Source organism: Pseudoalteromonas rubra (assembly GCF_000238295.3).
Lineage (GTDB): Bacteria > Pseudomonadota > Gammaproteobacteria > Enterobacterales > Alteromonadaceae > Pseudoalteromonas > Pseudoalteromonas rubra.
In genome coordinates, this window is the sequence record NZ_AHCD03000027.1 from 367,578 (window position 1) to 381,109 (window position 13,532).

A 13,532-nucleotide genomic window follows, 5' to 3' on the forward strand; every position below is an offset into this window, starting at 1 on the left:
ACATGCAGCAGATGACGACCGCACAGATAAGGCAGAGCTTTCTTGACTACTTTGCCAAACAACAACACCAGGTGGTGCCTTCAAGTTCACTGATCCCGGGTAATGACGCTACGTTGTTATTTACCAATGCCGGTATGGTGCAGTTTAAAGATGTGTTTCTGGGCGGGGAAAAGCGTCCTTACAACCGAGCGACCAGTTCACAGCGCTGTGTGCGTGCAGGGGGTAAACACAACGATCTGGAAAACGTTGGCTATACTGCGCGTCACCACACCTTTTTCGAAATGCTGGGCAATTTTAGCTTTGGTGATTACTTCAAAAAAGATGCCATTCGCTTTGCCTGGGAGTTTCTGACAGAAGAAATCAAACTACCCAAAGACAAACTCCTGGTCACTGTCTACCACAATGACGAGGAAGCCTATGACATTTGGTCAAAAGAGATGGGTGTTCCGGAAGATAAAATCATTCGTATCGCGACCTCGGATAACTTCTGGTCTATGGGTGATACCGGTCCGTGTGGCCCTTGTTCAGAAATATTCTTTGACCATGGTGAAGAGATCTGGGGTGGACCGCCAGGGTCGCCAGAAGAAGACGGTGATCGTTTTATCGAAATCTGGAACCTGGTCTTCATGCAATACAACCGTCATGCCGATGGCACCATGGAGCCGCTACCTAAGCAGTCGGTCGACACCGGTATGGGCCTTGAGCGTATTTCTGCGATCATGCAAGGCGTGCATTCAAACTATGAAATCGACCTGTTCCAGGCGTTGATTGCGGCAGCGGCAAAGGTAACGGGTGCACAAGATCTGGAAGATAAATCACTGCGCGTTATTGCGGACCATATCCGCTCTTGTGCGTTTTTGATTGCTGACGGTGTGATGCCATCTAACGAAGGGCGTGGTTATGTACTACGTCGTATCATTCGTCGTGCTGTTCGTCACGGTAATAAATTAGGCGCGAAGGGCGCATTCTTCCATCAGCTGGTGAGTGCATTGAGTGAGCAAATGGGTGAAGCTTACCCTGAGCTGGTTAAACAAGGTGCCATCATCGAGAAGGTACTGCGTATTGAAGAAGAGCAGTTTGGTAAGACACTAGACCGGGGTCTGGCTATCCTGGAAGAGCACCTGGCTTCATTAGAAGGCGATGTGATCCCAGGTGATGTGGTGTTCAAATTGTACGATACCTATGGCTTCCCGGCGGATTTGACAGCAGATGTGGCGCGTGAACGCTTTATGACCATCGATGAACGTGGCTTCAAAGAGTGCATGGAAACACAGCGTAAGATGGCTCAGCAGGCGGGTAAGTTTGGTGCCGATTACAACGAACAGCTGAAATCTGAGAAGTCATCCGACTTTAAAGGCTACGATGCGACACACTATACTGGCACTGTGGTGGAGTTATTCAAAGAAGGCCAGTCTGTTTCTGTACTTGAAGAAGGCGACAACGGCATTGTGGTGTTGGATCGCACGCCGTTTTACGCTGAATCAGGTGGTCAGGTTGGGGATACCGGTAGTCTGAAAGTTGCTGCTGGCGAGTTTGTTGTGACAGATACACAAAAACTTGGCAATGCCATCGCCCATCATGGTCGTGTAACAGGCCGCATTGGTGTTAATGACAAGGCCGATGCGCAGGTTGATGCAGCACGTCGTGAAGACATCAAGAAAAACCACACTGCAACGCACATTCTGCACGAAGCACTGCGTCAGGCATTGGGTGAGCATGTTGCACAGAAAGGCTCATTGGTCATGGCTGATAAACTGCGTTTTGACTTTTCTCACTTTGAAGGGGTGAACAAAACGCAATTACGTGACATTGAGGATGCCGTCAATGCACAGATCCGCACTAACTTTGCGCTGAATACCGAGTTGATGGACATAGACGCGGCGAAAGAGAAGGGCGCCATGGCGCTGTTTGGCGAGAAGTACGACGATGAAGTACGTGTTGTGTCTATTGGCGACTACTCTATTGAGCTGTGCGGGGGGACACACGTGTCTCGTGCTGGCGACATTGGTCTGTTCAAGATTGTCTCGGAAGGCGGTATTGCTGCAGGTGTACGTCGTATCGAAGCGGTAACCGGTGCTGAGGCCATTGCTTACGTAGCTAATCAAGAGCAAACGTTAGCAGAAATAGCAGCCTTGGTGAAAGGCGATAACAGCAGTGCGCTGGACAAAGTTGCGGCTCTGATTGAAAAAGCCAAAGGGCTAGAAAAGCAGGTGTCCCAGCTTAACGATAAATTGGCAAGTGCCGCTGGTGCGTCGTTACTCGAGTCTGCGACAGACATCAATGGCATTAAAGTGTTGATTGCGAATGTCGCCGGTACTGAGTCTAAAGCGTTACGTGGTATGGTCGATGACCTGAAGAACAAGATGGGTTCAGGGGTTATCGCTCTGGGTGTGGCGAATGGTGATAAAGTCAGCTTGATTGCTGGTGTCACTAAAGATTTGGTTGGACGTGTGAAAGCCGGTGAACTGGTGAATCATATGGCTGCGCAGGTAGGTGGTAAGGGCGGTGGCCGTCCTGATATGGCCCAGGCTGGCGGTTCAGAACCACAAAATCTGGATGCCGCATTGGCCAGTGTTTCAGCGTGGCTAGCCGAGAAAACTCAGTAACACGTGGCACTGATCGTTCAAAAATTTGGTGGCACTTCGGTAGGCTCGATTGAGCGCATCGAAGCTGTCGCTGACCTGGTGGTCAAGACCCGACAAGCTGGTCATCAGGTGGTGGTTGTGTTGTCAGCCATGTCAGGTGAAACCAATCGTCTGATTAATCTGGCCAGACAGATAGACACGCAACCCAGTCCCAGAGAACTCGATGTCCTGCTGACCACCGGTGAGCAGGTATCTATCGCTTTGCTGGCAATGGCCATCATTAAACGGGGCCATTCCGCCATCAGTTTACTGGCCGATCAAGTCGGTATTGTCACTGACAATATGTTTGGTCGTGCCCGTATTGCTGATATAGATACTTCACGTTTACGTCAAGAGCTGCAACAGCACCATATTAGTATCATTGCCGGTTTTCAGGGCCGTGATCTTGAAGGAAATATCACGACTTTAGGGCGTGGCGGGACGGATACCAGCGCTGTTGAAATTGCCGCTGCATTGGGGGCTGATGAGTGTCAGATTTACACCGATGTAGACGGTGTTTATACCTGTGATCCCCGGATTGAACCAAAAGCGCGCCGCATGACTCGGGTTACATTCGAGGAAATGCTGGAGCTTGCAAGCCTAGGTGCTAAGGTGTTGCAGATCCGCTCTGTCGAAGCGGCTGGGCGTTATACCCTCCCATTACGTGTTTTATCTACCTTTAAACCAGATGCCGGGACCTTGATAACTTACGAGGAAAGCCCCATGAATATGAAAGTGGTATCGGGGATTGCGCATCAAAAAGATGAATGTCTGCTAATCGTTAAACAGGCATCCGACAGCCCCATGACCCTGGCTAAAATCTTGTCACTTCTAGGTGAATATGCGATAGAAGTCGACATGATCAGTCAAATGAATCAACATACTGGCAAAATAGACTATGCTTTAACTGTGCACAGCAATGATCATCTGCAGGCGCTGGATTTGCTCAGGACGCATCAGCACACGTTTGGCGCAGTTGAAATCGTTAGTAACACAGCGGTTGTAAAAATCTCAGCGGTAGGGGTGGGTTTAAAGTCGCACTCTGCTAACGTCGGCACATTCTTTTCGGCGCTGGCAGCAGAGAATATTTCACCTCTGTTAGTTGCAACCTCGGAAATAAAGATTTCAGTATTAATCGATGAGCGATACCTTGAGTTGGCTGTACGTGCTTTGCATGATGCTTTTAAACTGGAAAGTGACGATTAGGCAATAATTTTGCTTACTTTTACGGAAACTTTTCATTAAAATGACCAAGACGCGGAATCTTTTAAATTTTGGAATAACAGGAGCAAGAGAATGCTAATTCTAACTCGCCGTGTAGGCGAAACTCTAATGATAGGTGATGAAGTAACTGTAACCGTATTAGGTGTTAAAGGAAATCAAGTTCGTATTGGCGTTAACGCCCCTAAAGATGTTTCTGTACACCGTGAAGAGATCTACATGCGTATTCAGGCTGAAAAGTCTAACCCGACTACGGGTAATATGTAATACCTGATTCCCGGACAACAGCCCGGTAGAATTCGAAAAGGTAGCCACTCAGTCGTGGCTATTTTTTTTGCTCAAAATAAACTCTAAGGCTTCCGCGGAGAGGGCTTTTTTAGAGATGTACTGGTTTGTACTCGCACGCACCAGCACCACGCCCAGTTGGGTTTCTGCTACTTTATTCACTTCTGACCAGAGGATCTGATAGGACTTATACGGATTGGTCGCCGTGATCCCCTGTGCATCAATTTGTAGTGTTATCTTGCTGCCACTGGCCCGCGTCACCATTTGTCTTGCTACCCACCAAGGGCGTCGATAGTAATGTGCAATACACTCTAAAACAGCGAGCAAAATCAAAAAGTTGCCTAGATAGGCGTTGTCCAGGCCGTAGATAGCAACACAGCCTAAAATAAATAAAAATGCCACCAGGGCATACTTGGGTTTGCTGACATTGCTGTAAGGCAAAGATTGATCAAAACACTCACGAAAGTAATCTTTATCCAGCGTAAACTCGCAGTGAAACACACACATAACTCCAGTTATTTCATCTCTCCATTATACCCTGAAATTATCGACTTGCGCAGACTTTACGTAAACTGCAGATCGCTGTTTACGGCATTTGTTAACATGTCTTAAGAATTCTTTTTTGGTCATACCAATTGTATGTTTCTGTTGAGGGGAAGCCTGACGGTGAATATTTTTTATGCCACTTGCCTATTTTTACCAGGTATCTTGACTATTTTTCATATTTATTTGGCTGTTTTCATTAAATTTTCATTTGGATTATCGTAACAGATTGAAATCTAGTATGAATTCCTATTGGTAATACCAATTTACACGTCGGTTTACAAAGCAGTCGGTTTTGTTATGATGGTTGCATAATTATCTATAAATTGTGGCTATCTATTGTATCTGCATGATGTCACGCAAAAAAATGTTAACAACAAGGGGAGAGCAGAGATGGACATAACCGCCTTACTGGCTCAAGCAGCCAGCTTAATGCTGACCGGCATGGTCGGGGTGTTTGTATTCTTGTCTATTTTGATTGTTGCGGTGAAAGGGCTATCTAAATTTGCCGCGCCAAAAGAAGCGCAAACACAGCCTAGCTCAAGGGCAGCTAAATCGCAGGCTTCGGACGCAGGAAAAATACCAGGCGAGCACCTGGCCGCCATTAGCGCAGCGATTTCGCAATACCGTAACCAGCACTTCCAATCAGAAAAATAATTCAAGGGGTCACTTATGTCACAGCTCAAACTTACAGAATTGGTACTACGCGACGCACACCAGTCGTTACTGGCCACACGTATGCGCCTGGAAGATATGTTGCCCATTGCTGAGCAATTGGATCAGGTCGGGTATTGGTCAGTTGAATCCTGGGGCGGGGCGACTTTTGATGCCTGTATTCGTTATCTGGGTGAAGATCCCTGGTATCGGATCCGCGCCTTGAAAGAAGCGATGCCAAACACCAAGCAGCAGATGCTGTTGAGGGGACAAAACCTGCTGGGTTATCGTCATTACGCTGATGATGTGGTCGAAAAATTTGTTGAGCGTGCCCATCACAACGGTGTTGACGTGTTCCGTATCTTCGATGCCATGAATGATGTGCGTAACCTGGAAACGGCTATCCGTGCTGCGATCAAAGTTGGTGCACATGCACAGGGCACTATTTCGTATACGGTCAGTCCGGTACATACTCTGGACATGTGGTTAGCGCAGGCGAAACAACTTGAACAAATGGGATGTCATTCAATTTGTATCAAAGACATGGCTGGGTTACTGAAACCTTATGATGCAGAAGTCCTGATCCGCGAATTGAAGAACACGGTATCTGTGCCGATTGCTATGCAATGCCACGCTACGACAGGCCTGAGCACAGCGACTTACCAAAAAGCGGTCGATGCAGGCATTGATATGTTGGATACCGCGATTTCTTCAATGAGTATGACCTACGGTCACAGTGCCACCGAAACCTTAGTGTCTATTGTGGAGGGGACTGAGCGAGATACCGGACTGGATTTATTACAGCTTGAGGAGATAGCAGCTTATTTCCGTGATGTCCGCAAAAAGTACGCGGCCTTTGAGGGGAGTTTAAAAGGTGTTGATGGCCGTATTTTATCGGCACAAGTACCAGGCGGCATGTTGACCAATATGGAAAACCAGCTCAAAGAACAAGGGGCAGGCGACCGCTTAGATGAGGTACTTAAGGAGATCCCATCTGTGCGCCAGGATTTGGGCTATTTACCTTTGGTGACGCCAACCTCTCAGATTGTTGGCACTCAGGCTGTTCTGAATGTGCTGACAGGAGAGCGCTATAAATCCATCACCAAAGAAACAGCAGGTGTACTCAAAGGTGAGTACGGTAAAACACCTGCGCCGGTTGATGCTGCGCTGCAACAGCGTGTATTGGACGGTGCACAAGCCATCACTTGTCGCCCAGCTGACTTGATAGAGCCCGAGTTGGCTGAGCTAGAGCGTGACTTAGTCGAAAAAGCAAAAAGCCTGGATCTTGCGCTGAGCGACGCGGTAATTGATGATGTGCTGACCTACGCTTTATTCCCACAAGTGGGTCTTAAATTTCTGCAAAACCGGGACAACCCGGCGGCATTTGAACCAAAACCCGAGTTGGTTCAGCCGACTCAACCGGCCCCTGCACCCGCACAAGTGAGTAAACCTCAACAAGAGCGTTACAGTGTGCAAGTGGAAGGGAAGGTATATAACGTGGTGGTTGCACCTGGCGGAGAGCTCAAAGAAGTTGAGGTAAAGGACAGCGAGCTGATGCCTCAATCTGCCTCGATCAGCAGCGGTGAAACGCTGAATGCCCCGCTGGCAGGTAATATTTTTAAACTGCATGCCCGACAGGGTGATGTAGTTGAGCAGGGCGATCTGGTATTGATCATGGAAGCGATGAAAATGGAGACCGAAGTGCGTGCGACGCATAGCGGTAAAATCACAGATATCCTGGTTAACGAGGGTGACTCAGTGTCGGCTGGTGACGCCATCGTAGCGCTGGCATAGGAGACAGGGTATGGATGGATTATTAAATCTATGGTCAGCCACTGGACTGGCCAACATGACCTTACCAGCACTGGCCATGATTGCCGTCGGTTGTGGCCTGCTTTACCTGGCAATAGCAAAACGATTTGAGCCACTCCTGTTGGTCCCGATTGGCTTTGGCGCAATCCTGACCAATATTCCGGTAGCTGGCCTGGCAGATCCAGGTGGCTTGTTGTATTACGTTTACTATATTGGTATCGACAGTGGTATTTTCCCGCTCTTGATCTTCATGGGAGTCGGGGCGCTAACGGATTTTAGTGCGCTGATCGCGAATCCAAGAATGCTGCTGCTGGGTGCAGCTGCACAGTTTGGTATCTTCGCTACCCTGTTTGGCGCCATATTACTTAATTACGTGCCCGGTTTTGAATTTACGCTGCAAGATGCGTCAGCGATTGCCATTATCGGGGGAGCGGATGGCCCAACTGCCATCTTCCTGGCATCCAGGCTTTCTCCAGAGTTACTGGGCGCCATTGCCGTTGCCGCCTACTCTTACATGGCGCTGGTACCGATCATTCAGCCTCCGATCATGCGCTTACTGACCACTGAGGAAGAGCGTAATATTGCAATGCCACAGCTAAGGGCGGTTTCAAAGCAGGAGAAAATCTTGTTCCCGCTTGGCGTGTTGACCCTGACCTTATTATTCTTGCCGGCCGCAACGCCGCTGGTTGGGATGTTTTGTTTGGGCAATCTGATGCGCGAATCTGGGGTGGTTGACCGCCTGAGTAACTCAGCCCAAAACGAAATTATCAATATCACGACGATTTTTCTGGGCTTAGCGGTGGGCTCTAAGCTGGCGGCAGATGAGTTTTTGACAGTCGAGACCATAGGGATCCTGGTGCTGGGTGCCGCAGCGTTCAGCATTGGCACGGCATCCGGGGTTTATATGGCTAAAGTGATGAATCGCTTTGCCGGTGATAGCCCAATCAATCCACTGGTTGGCGCAGCCGGGGTATCTGCGGTGCCTATGGCTGCCAGGGTCGTCAATAAAGTCGGTTTAGAAAGCAATCCACACAACTTCTTATTAATGCATGCTATGGGACCAAATGTCGCAGGGGTACTGGGAAGTGCCGTTGCCGCGGGTATCTTGCTTGCACTTGTCGGTTAGCACTCTCCAACCTGTTGCGCGAAGTACTGCTTCGCGCTTTTTTCTTTTTATACTTGTTTCTTATTTGGCAATAGCTGACACTTGGCAAACCCGGCACGGCTGTGGCATGGTATCGCTATCAACATAAGGAGCGCGTAGTAATGAATGTTCTGATTATTTTAGGGAGCCTGATTGTCGCTTTGCTGATCCTGATCCCACTTTTGGAAAAGTATCAAAGCCGGATGGGACTGGATAAGATGCAGAAGTATGGCAAGTATATATTGCCCCTGGTTATGGTCTCCATCGTGATCCGCCTGATTTACGGTATGGTCCAGGGGTAGTAGAGTGCGCTCAGTAGCCGTTGGCTTGCTGAGCGCGATGCTGACTAACCAGCTTGTGTCTGTAAATAGCGTTGGATGAACTCAGTGGCCCGCTGATAGTGTGTTTCCAGGGCATCTCTTAAATGGATCAGGTCGTCACTGGTCAACTCTTCTCCTTTACAGCGTTGCTCAAACTCAGCAGCCATGTCGGCCACGCCGTGTGCACCAATGGTTTTAGATATGGACTTGAGCTGGTGACACGCTTCTATGATTTCTTCCTGGCTCATTGAGATCACTGCGCCATTGATGTCTCTGGCCAGTTCACTGCTTTGTTCCAGGTACATGCGGAAAAAGCGCAGACGCTTGTTGGCGTCATGATTGACATACTTATCGAGCTGCGCCAGATCAATCGGTTCATCAGATTCCGTTTGCTGAGGTTCAGGTGTCTGTGCAGGTGTGTCTGGTTGCACTTCAGGTTCAATCTTCTCTGGTTCCACTGTTTGCTGTGGTTCAGCTGGCTCGTTGTGTGGCAACGTCGGATCTACCGCGGCTTGTGTCTGCGTCTCGGATTTACTTGGGCTTGCGTCGCCTGTTTGTTCTGTGTGTTGTTGGCCTGAGTTGCCGATGGACTGTTGCCAGGTATCCAAAGTGGCCTCGAGCACATTGAGTTCAACAGGCTTGGTAATATAGTCATTCATACCCGCTGCCAGGCAACGATCACGCTCACCTTTAAGTGCATTCGCGGTAATGGCAATGATATACGGCTGGGCATTAATGTCTTCTGCCTGTTCAGCTTCCTCACGAATTTTAGCGACCATGTCATAGCCAGACATTTTTGGCATATGCAGATCGGTGAGAATAATCGGGTAATGAGCCTGTTGCCAGCGGACCAGACCTTCTTCACCATTTTCTGCAACCTCAACACCATAGCCAAGCAGATGTAATTGATCCGTCAACACTTGCTGATTGAGGACATTGTCTTCCACCAGCAGAACCAGTTTGTTGGCCGCTCTCGCGTCCTCGACATTCAGGTATTTGTTTAAAGAACGCGATGGCTTGAGCTTTTTCGGCTTGTGCAGGCCGGCAGCAACCAAAATGGCGGTCATAAAGCTAGATTTGCACAAAGGCGCGGCATTGAGATAGAAAATGCGATCGTGGTTTAATGCCGGTTCATCCATCGTGCTGAGTACAATGACCTGCTGGTTATTGTGTTCAATGGAGTAGAGCAGGTCACGTAGCTGGCCGTTGACTTTGTCCATACCATCCAGACCGTCAAGCACCCAGATCACATTGCTGTCGTACTGATATTCGCTGAGTTCGTCAGCGTCTCTTAGCACAACCGTATCAGCCCCCATGAAGGACAAGTAACGGGCGACAATATTACGACGTGCCTGAGCATGGGTCAGTACCGCCACTCTTTGGCCATTTAGAACGGCTTTGTTTGCGTAGGCTATCTGACCTTTTACGCTAAACGGAAGTTCTACAACGAACTCACTGCCCATACCGATATCAGAGCTAACATGAATTGAGCCCAGCATGAGTTCGACCAAACTTTTACAAATAGATAAGCCCAGGCCTGTACCACCGTATTCTCGGGTAATGGAGCCTTCTGCCTGAATAAAGGGATTAAAAATTTCCCGCAGTTGTGCTTGCGTCATGCCCTTACCATTATCCGTGACGGTAAAGCGCAGGGTATAGTGCTCAGAAGTGTTTTGGGCAACTTCAACTGAAATTTTAACGAAGCCGCGTCTGGCGTCGTCAGTGGTTGTGAACTTAATGGCATTACTACACAGGTTGTATAAAACCTGACGAACACGTACGGCATCACCAACCAGGTTGTTAGGAATATCCGGTGCAACAGCCAGTTGCAGATCTAATTTACGCTTTCTGGCCACAGAAGACAGCACTCGCGCCACTTCTTCAATGGTTTCGGCCACAGAGAAGACACTGTTGTCCATCTGCAGCTTACCGGCTTCAATTTTAGAAAAGTCGAGAATGTCATCCAGTATGCCCAGCAATGAAAACGCGGAGTCACGAATGATGGTCGTTAGACGATGCTGTGCGCCGTCCAACTCAGTCTGACGCAATAAATCAATGGTACCGATGACCCCATTCATGGGGGTTCTGATTTCATGGCTCATCGTGGCCAGGAAGGTGGTTTTGGCTTCACTGGCACGTTCTGCATTCAGTGTGGCTTTTTCCAGTGCCAGGGTTCTGGCTTGTACTTCTGATTCTAAACTGGTTTGCAATTGCTTCAGCTCTCTTTGAGCTGCCTGGTTTCCCTGAATGATGTCACGGATCTGGTTGATTAACTGGTTAATCCCTACAGCGGTTTTCGATAGCCCAAAACTAAGTTTTTCAGTCACATGGATATCATAGGACTTTTGATCCAGCAGGTGTTGCAGTTCTTCATTGAGTTCTGTGAGGTCTTTACTGAGACGACCAATAATTTGGCGCTTGAGGAAGATGCCAAAAGCGATTGTCAGTAGTAAAGCACACACAGCTAAGCTGATGCTGGTTACTGGCGAAGCGTTCGATACGGGTTGTTGGGGGGCGTATCTTAAAATGAGTTCACCGACAGGCAAATCATCTAACACGAGTGGCTGGTGTACGACAAACTCGCCTCCCTGATCGACCTTGGCTTGTCTCTTTATTGGTGCAATGCTCTGTTCATTGGTTTGATAGACTAAACTGGCTTGTCCAATGCCACTATCACTATATAGATACAACTCTATGCCCGGATTGCTGGCTTCAAACGCAGAAAGAATTTGTTTGGCATAGTTGTAGCCCAGCTTCATCATGGTATTGGACAAAGGCGTTGAAATATCCTTTGCCAGCAGTACCAGGTCTGGTCGTTGGGTGGAGTCCGCTTGTTTATTACCTGCATCAGGCCAGGTAAAGGCTGCGGCAGCAGAAATAGCTGCAATAATGATGGTAACGACAATAAATAGAGGTACAAAGCCCTTTATGTTCGTATTAGACGAGTTTTCCATTATGTGATTCCGAACCCAACTTTTGTGCTATGTTTCTTTGTTGGTTGCAATCCTATCACCTATGCTGGATGAATTCTCCCCGTTTTTGCTCACGACAGAAGATAAAACGGTGCCATAAAGTGCTTCAAAATACCAAATACAGAGGGAAATTTAAGCGATTAGACGGGTTTTGTCGGAATAGTGGTCAGTCGAGCACAGAGTTTAAAAAAAAAGTTGACTTAACAAGGCAAAACCCGTTTAATACGCCGCACGCCCAGATAGCTCAGTCGGTAGAGCAGAGGATTGAAAATCCTCGTGTCGGTGGTTCGATTCCGCCTCTGGGCACCATTATTAAGTGTGCCGACTTAGCTCAGTTGGTAGAGCAACTGACTTGTAATCAGTAGGTCATCCGTTCGACTCGGATAGTCGGCACCATTTATTAACTCATAGTTGAGTTCGACTGAAATGATAAAGTTTCAGTCACTATCAAGGCATTGTCTTGATATGCGTTTAACTACAGAACGCACAATATAACCAGTTTTAGCCCAGATAGCTCAGTCGGTAGAGCAGAGGATTGAAAATCCTCGTGTCGGTGGTTCGATTCCGCCTCTGGGCACCATTATTAAGTGTGCCGACTTAGCTCAGTTGGTAGAGCAACTGACTTGTAATCAGTAGGTCATCCGTTCGACTCGGATAGTCGGCACCATTTATTAACTCATAGTTGAGTTCGACTGAAATGATAAAGTTTCAGTCACTATCAAGGCATTGTCTTGATATGCGTTTAACTACAGAACGCACAATATAACCAGTTTTAGCCCAGATAGCTCAGTCGGTAGAGCAGAGGATTGAAAATCCTCGTGTCGGTGGTTCGATTCCGCCTCTGGGCACCATTATTAAGTGTGCCGACTTAGCTCAGTTGGTAGAGCAACTGACTTGTAATCAGTAGGTCATCCGTTCGACTCGGATAGTCGGCACCATTTATTAACTCATAGTTGAGTTCGACTGAAATGATAAAGTTTCAGTCACTATCAAGGCATTGTCTTGATATGCGTTTAACTACAGAACGCACAATATAACCAGTTTTAGCCCAGATAGCTCAGTCGGTAGAGCAGAGGATTGAAAATCCTCGTGTCGGTGGTTCGATTCCGCCTCTGGGCACCATTATTAAGGTGCGCCTGACTTAATCAGTTGGGTGAGATTAGACCGAAGCAACGCTTCGCAGCTAATCGAACGCGAGACAGGACGTCGAGCCGGAACGCTGCTTCAGGATGAATTATACAGCACAATATAACCAGTTTTTGCCCAGATAGCTCAGTCGGTAGAGCAGAGGATTGAAAATCCTCGTGTCGGTGGTTCGATTCCGCCTCTGGGCACCATTATTAAGTGTGCCGACTTAGCTCAGTTGGTAGAGCAACTGACTTGTAATCAGTAGGTCATCCGTTCGACTCGGATAGTCGGCACCATTTATTAACTCATAGTTGAGTTCGACTGAAATGATAAAGTTTCAGTCACTATCAAGGCATTGTCTTGATATGCGTTTAACTACAGAACGCACAATATAACCAGTTTTAGCCCAGATAGCTCAGTCGGTAGAGCAGAGGATTGAAAATCCTCGTGTCGGTGGTTCGATTCCGCCTCTGGGCACCATTATTAAGGTGCGCCGACTTAGCTCAGTTGGTAGAGCAACTGACTTGTAATCAGTAGGTCATCCGTTCGACTCGGATAGTCGGCACCATTTTTATTTTTAGCTCAGATAACTCAGTTGGGCCAAACAAGACCGAAGCAACGCTTCGCAGCTTGTTGAGGTGGAGTCAGGACGACGACAGGCCACCGCTTCATGGACGAAAGAGTAGTACAATACAGCCAGTTTTAGCCCAGATAGCTCAGTCGGTAGAGCAGAGGATTGAAAATCCTCGTGTCGGTGGTTCGATTCCGCCTCTGGGCACCATTATTCAAAAGCCTCGCATTAGCGGGGCTTTTTTGTTTCCGCGCTCTG

The 13,532-nt window shown here is 48.1% G+C and carries 9 protein-coding genes and 12 tRNA genes; 19 read left to right on the plus strand and 2 right to left on the minus strand.

Annotation, left to right across the window (positions count from 1 at the left end; all coding sequences use genetic code 11):
- Nucleotides 1-2 precede the first annotated feature (2 nt).
- The 3 genes from alaS to csrA all read left to right on the plus strand — a co-directional run bounded on the left by alaS (nt 3) and on the right by csrA (nt 4,112).
- The gene (gene alaS, locus PRUB_RS05995; protein ID WP_040645771.1) at nt 3-2,606 is read left to right on the plus strand and encodes an alanine--tRNA ligase; all 2,604 of its coding nucleotides are present in this window, start codon (nt 3-5) and stop codon (nt 2,604-2,606) included.
- A 3-nt stretch (nt 2,607-2,609) separates the two neighbouring features.
- On the plus strand, nt 2,610-3,830 hold the full coding sequence (locus PRUB_RS06000; RefSeq protein ID WP_010386839.1) for an aspartate kinase: 1,221 nt from the start codon (nt 2,610-2,612) through the stop codon (nt 3,828-3,830).
- Between the two features lie 90 nt (nt 3,831-3,920).
- On the plus strand, nt 3,921-4,112 hold the full coding sequence (gene csrA, locus PRUB_RS06005) for a carbon storage regulator CsrA (protein ID WP_010386837.1): 192 nt from the start codon (nt 3,921-3,923) through the stop codon (nt 4,110-4,112).
- A 48-nt stretch (nt 4,113-4,160) separates the two neighbouring features.
- Here csrA and PRUB_RS06010 read toward each other — a convergent pair whose 3' ends face one another.
- On the minus strand, nt 4,161-4,637 hold the full coding sequence (locus PRUB_RS06010) for a YcxB family protein (RefSeq protein ID WP_010386836.1): 477 nt from the start codon (nt 4,635-4,637) through the stop codon (nt 4,161-4,163).
- Between the two features lie 429 nt (nt 4,638-5,066).
- On the opposite strand from PRUB_RS06010, the gene PRUB_RS06015 reads away from it, so the two are divergent.
- From PRUB_RS06015 to PRUB_RS06030, 4 genes are all read left to right on the plus strand, one after another.
- Nucleotides 5,067-5,330, plus strand: a complete 264-nt coding sequence (locus tag PRUB_RS06015; protein WP_010386835.1) for an OadG family protein — start codon at nt 5,067-5,069, stop codon at nt 5,328-5,330.
- Between the two features lie 15 nt (nt 5,331-5,345).
- Nucleotides 5,346-7,121 (plus strand): sodium-extruding oxaloacetate decarboxylase subunit alpha, encoded by a 1,776-nt coding sequence (oadA, locus tag PRUB_RS06020; protein WP_010386834.1) that lies wholly within the window; start codon nt 5,346-5,348, stop codon nt 7,119-7,121.
- A 10-nt stretch (nt 7,122-7,131) separates the two neighbouring features.
- Nucleotides 7,132-8,265, plus strand: a complete 1,134-nt coding sequence (locus PRUB_RS06025; protein ID WP_010386833.1) for a sodium ion-translocating decarboxylase subunit beta — start codon at nt 7,132-7,134, stop codon at nt 8,263-8,265.
- Nucleotides 8,266-8,405: 140 nt separating this feature from the next.
- Nucleotides 8,406-8,585 carry a hypothetical protein gene (locus PRUB_RS06030; RefSeq protein ID WP_010386832.1) on the plus strand — a complete coding sequence of 60 codons (180 nt, stop codon included), beginning with the start codon at nt 8,406-8,408 and terminating at the stop codon, nt 8,583-8,585.
- Nucleotides 8,586-8,629: 44 nt separating this feature from the next.
- Here the strand turns inward: PRUB_RS06030 and PRUB_RS06035 are convergent, their stop codons facing one another.
- The gene (locus tag PRUB_RS06035) at nt 8,630-11,557 is read right to left on the minus strand and encodes an ATP-binding protein (protein ID WP_010386831.1); all 2,928 of its coding nucleotides are present in this window, start codon (nt 11,555-11,557) and stop codon (nt 8,630-8,632) included.
- A gap of 251 nt (nt 11,558-11,808) precedes the next feature.
- On the opposite strand from PRUB_RS06035, the gene PRUB_RS06040 reads away from it, so the two are divergent.
- From PRUB_RS06040 to PRUB_RS06095, 12 genes are all read left to right on the plus strand, one after another.
- Nucleotides 11,809-11,884: transfer RNA gene (locus PRUB_RS06040), tRNA-Phe, on the plus strand.
- An 11-nt stretch (nt 11,885-11,895) separates the two neighbouring features.
- A tRNA-Thr gene (locus tag PRUB_RS06045) sits at nt 11,896-11,971 on the plus strand.
- Between the two features lie 108 nt (nt 11,972-12,079).
- Nucleotides 12,080-12,155 (plus strand) — tRNA-Phe (locus PRUB_RS06050).
- An 11-nt stretch (nt 12,156-12,166) separates the two neighbouring features.
- Nucleotides 12,167-12,242: transfer RNA gene (locus PRUB_RS06055), tRNA-Thr, on the plus strand.
- Between the two features lie 108 nt (nt 12,243-12,350).
- Nucleotides 12,351-12,426: transfer RNA gene (locus PRUB_RS06060), tRNA-Phe, on the plus strand.
- A gap of 11 nt (nt 12,427-12,437) precedes the next feature.
- Nucleotides 12,438-12,513 (plus strand) — tRNA-Thr (locus PRUB_RS06065).
- A 108-nt stretch (nt 12,514-12,621) separates the two neighbouring features.
- Nucleotides 12,622-12,697 (plus strand) — tRNA-Phe (locus tag PRUB_RS06070).
- A 139-nt stretch (nt 12,698-12,836) separates the two neighbouring features.
- Nucleotides 12,837-12,912: transfer RNA gene (locus PRUB_RS06075), tRNA-Phe, on the plus strand.
- A gap of 11 nt (nt 12,913-12,923) precedes the next feature.
- Nucleotides 12,924-12,999: transfer RNA gene (locus PRUB_RS06080), tRNA-Thr, on the plus strand.
- A gap of 108 nt (nt 13,000-13,107) precedes the next feature.
- A tRNA-Phe gene (locus PRUB_RS06085) sits at nt 13,108-13,183 on the plus strand.
- Nucleotides 13,184-13,195: 12 nt separating this feature from the next.
- A tRNA-Thr gene (locus PRUB_RS06090) sits at nt 13,196-13,271 on the plus strand.
- Between the two features lie 137 nt (nt 13,272-13,408).
- Nucleotides 13,409-13,484, plus strand: a tRNA-Phe gene (locus PRUB_RS06095).
- Nucleotides 13,485-13,532 lie beyond the last annotated feature (48 nt).

Bases quoted from the DNA above. Each gene is read 5' to 3' on its own strand.
- alaS (WP_040645771.1), top strand. From the start codon at position 3: ATGCAGCAGATGACGACCGCACAGATAAGGCAGAGCTTTCTTGACTAC.
- csrA (WP_010386837.1), top strand. From the start codon at position 3,921: ATGCTAATTCTAACTCGCCGTGTAGGCGAAACTCTAATGATAGGTGAT.
- PRUB_RS06010 (WP_010386836.1), bottom strand. From the start codon at position 4,637: ATGTGTGTGTTTCACTGCGAGTTTACGCTGGATAAAGATTACTTTCGT.
- PRUB_RS06015 (WP_010386835.1), top strand. From the start codon at position 5,067: ATGGACATAACCGCCTTACTGGCTCAAGCAGCCAGCTTAATGCTGACC.
- oadA (WP_010386834.1), top strand. From the start codon at position 5,346: ATGTCACAGCTCAAACTTACAGAATTGGTACTACGCGACGCACACCAG.
- PRUB_RS06025 (WP_010386833.1), top strand. From the start codon at position 7,132: ATGGATGGATTATTAAATCTATGGTCAGCCACTGGACTGGCCAACATG.
- PRUB_RS06030 (WP_010386832.1), top strand. From the start codon at position 8,406: ATGAATGTTCTGATTATTTTAGGGAGCCTGATTGTCGCTTTGCTGATC.
- PRUB_RS06035 (WP_010386831.1), bottom strand. From the start codon at position 11,557: ATGGAAAACTCGTCTAATACGAACATAAAGGGCTTTGTACCTCTATTT.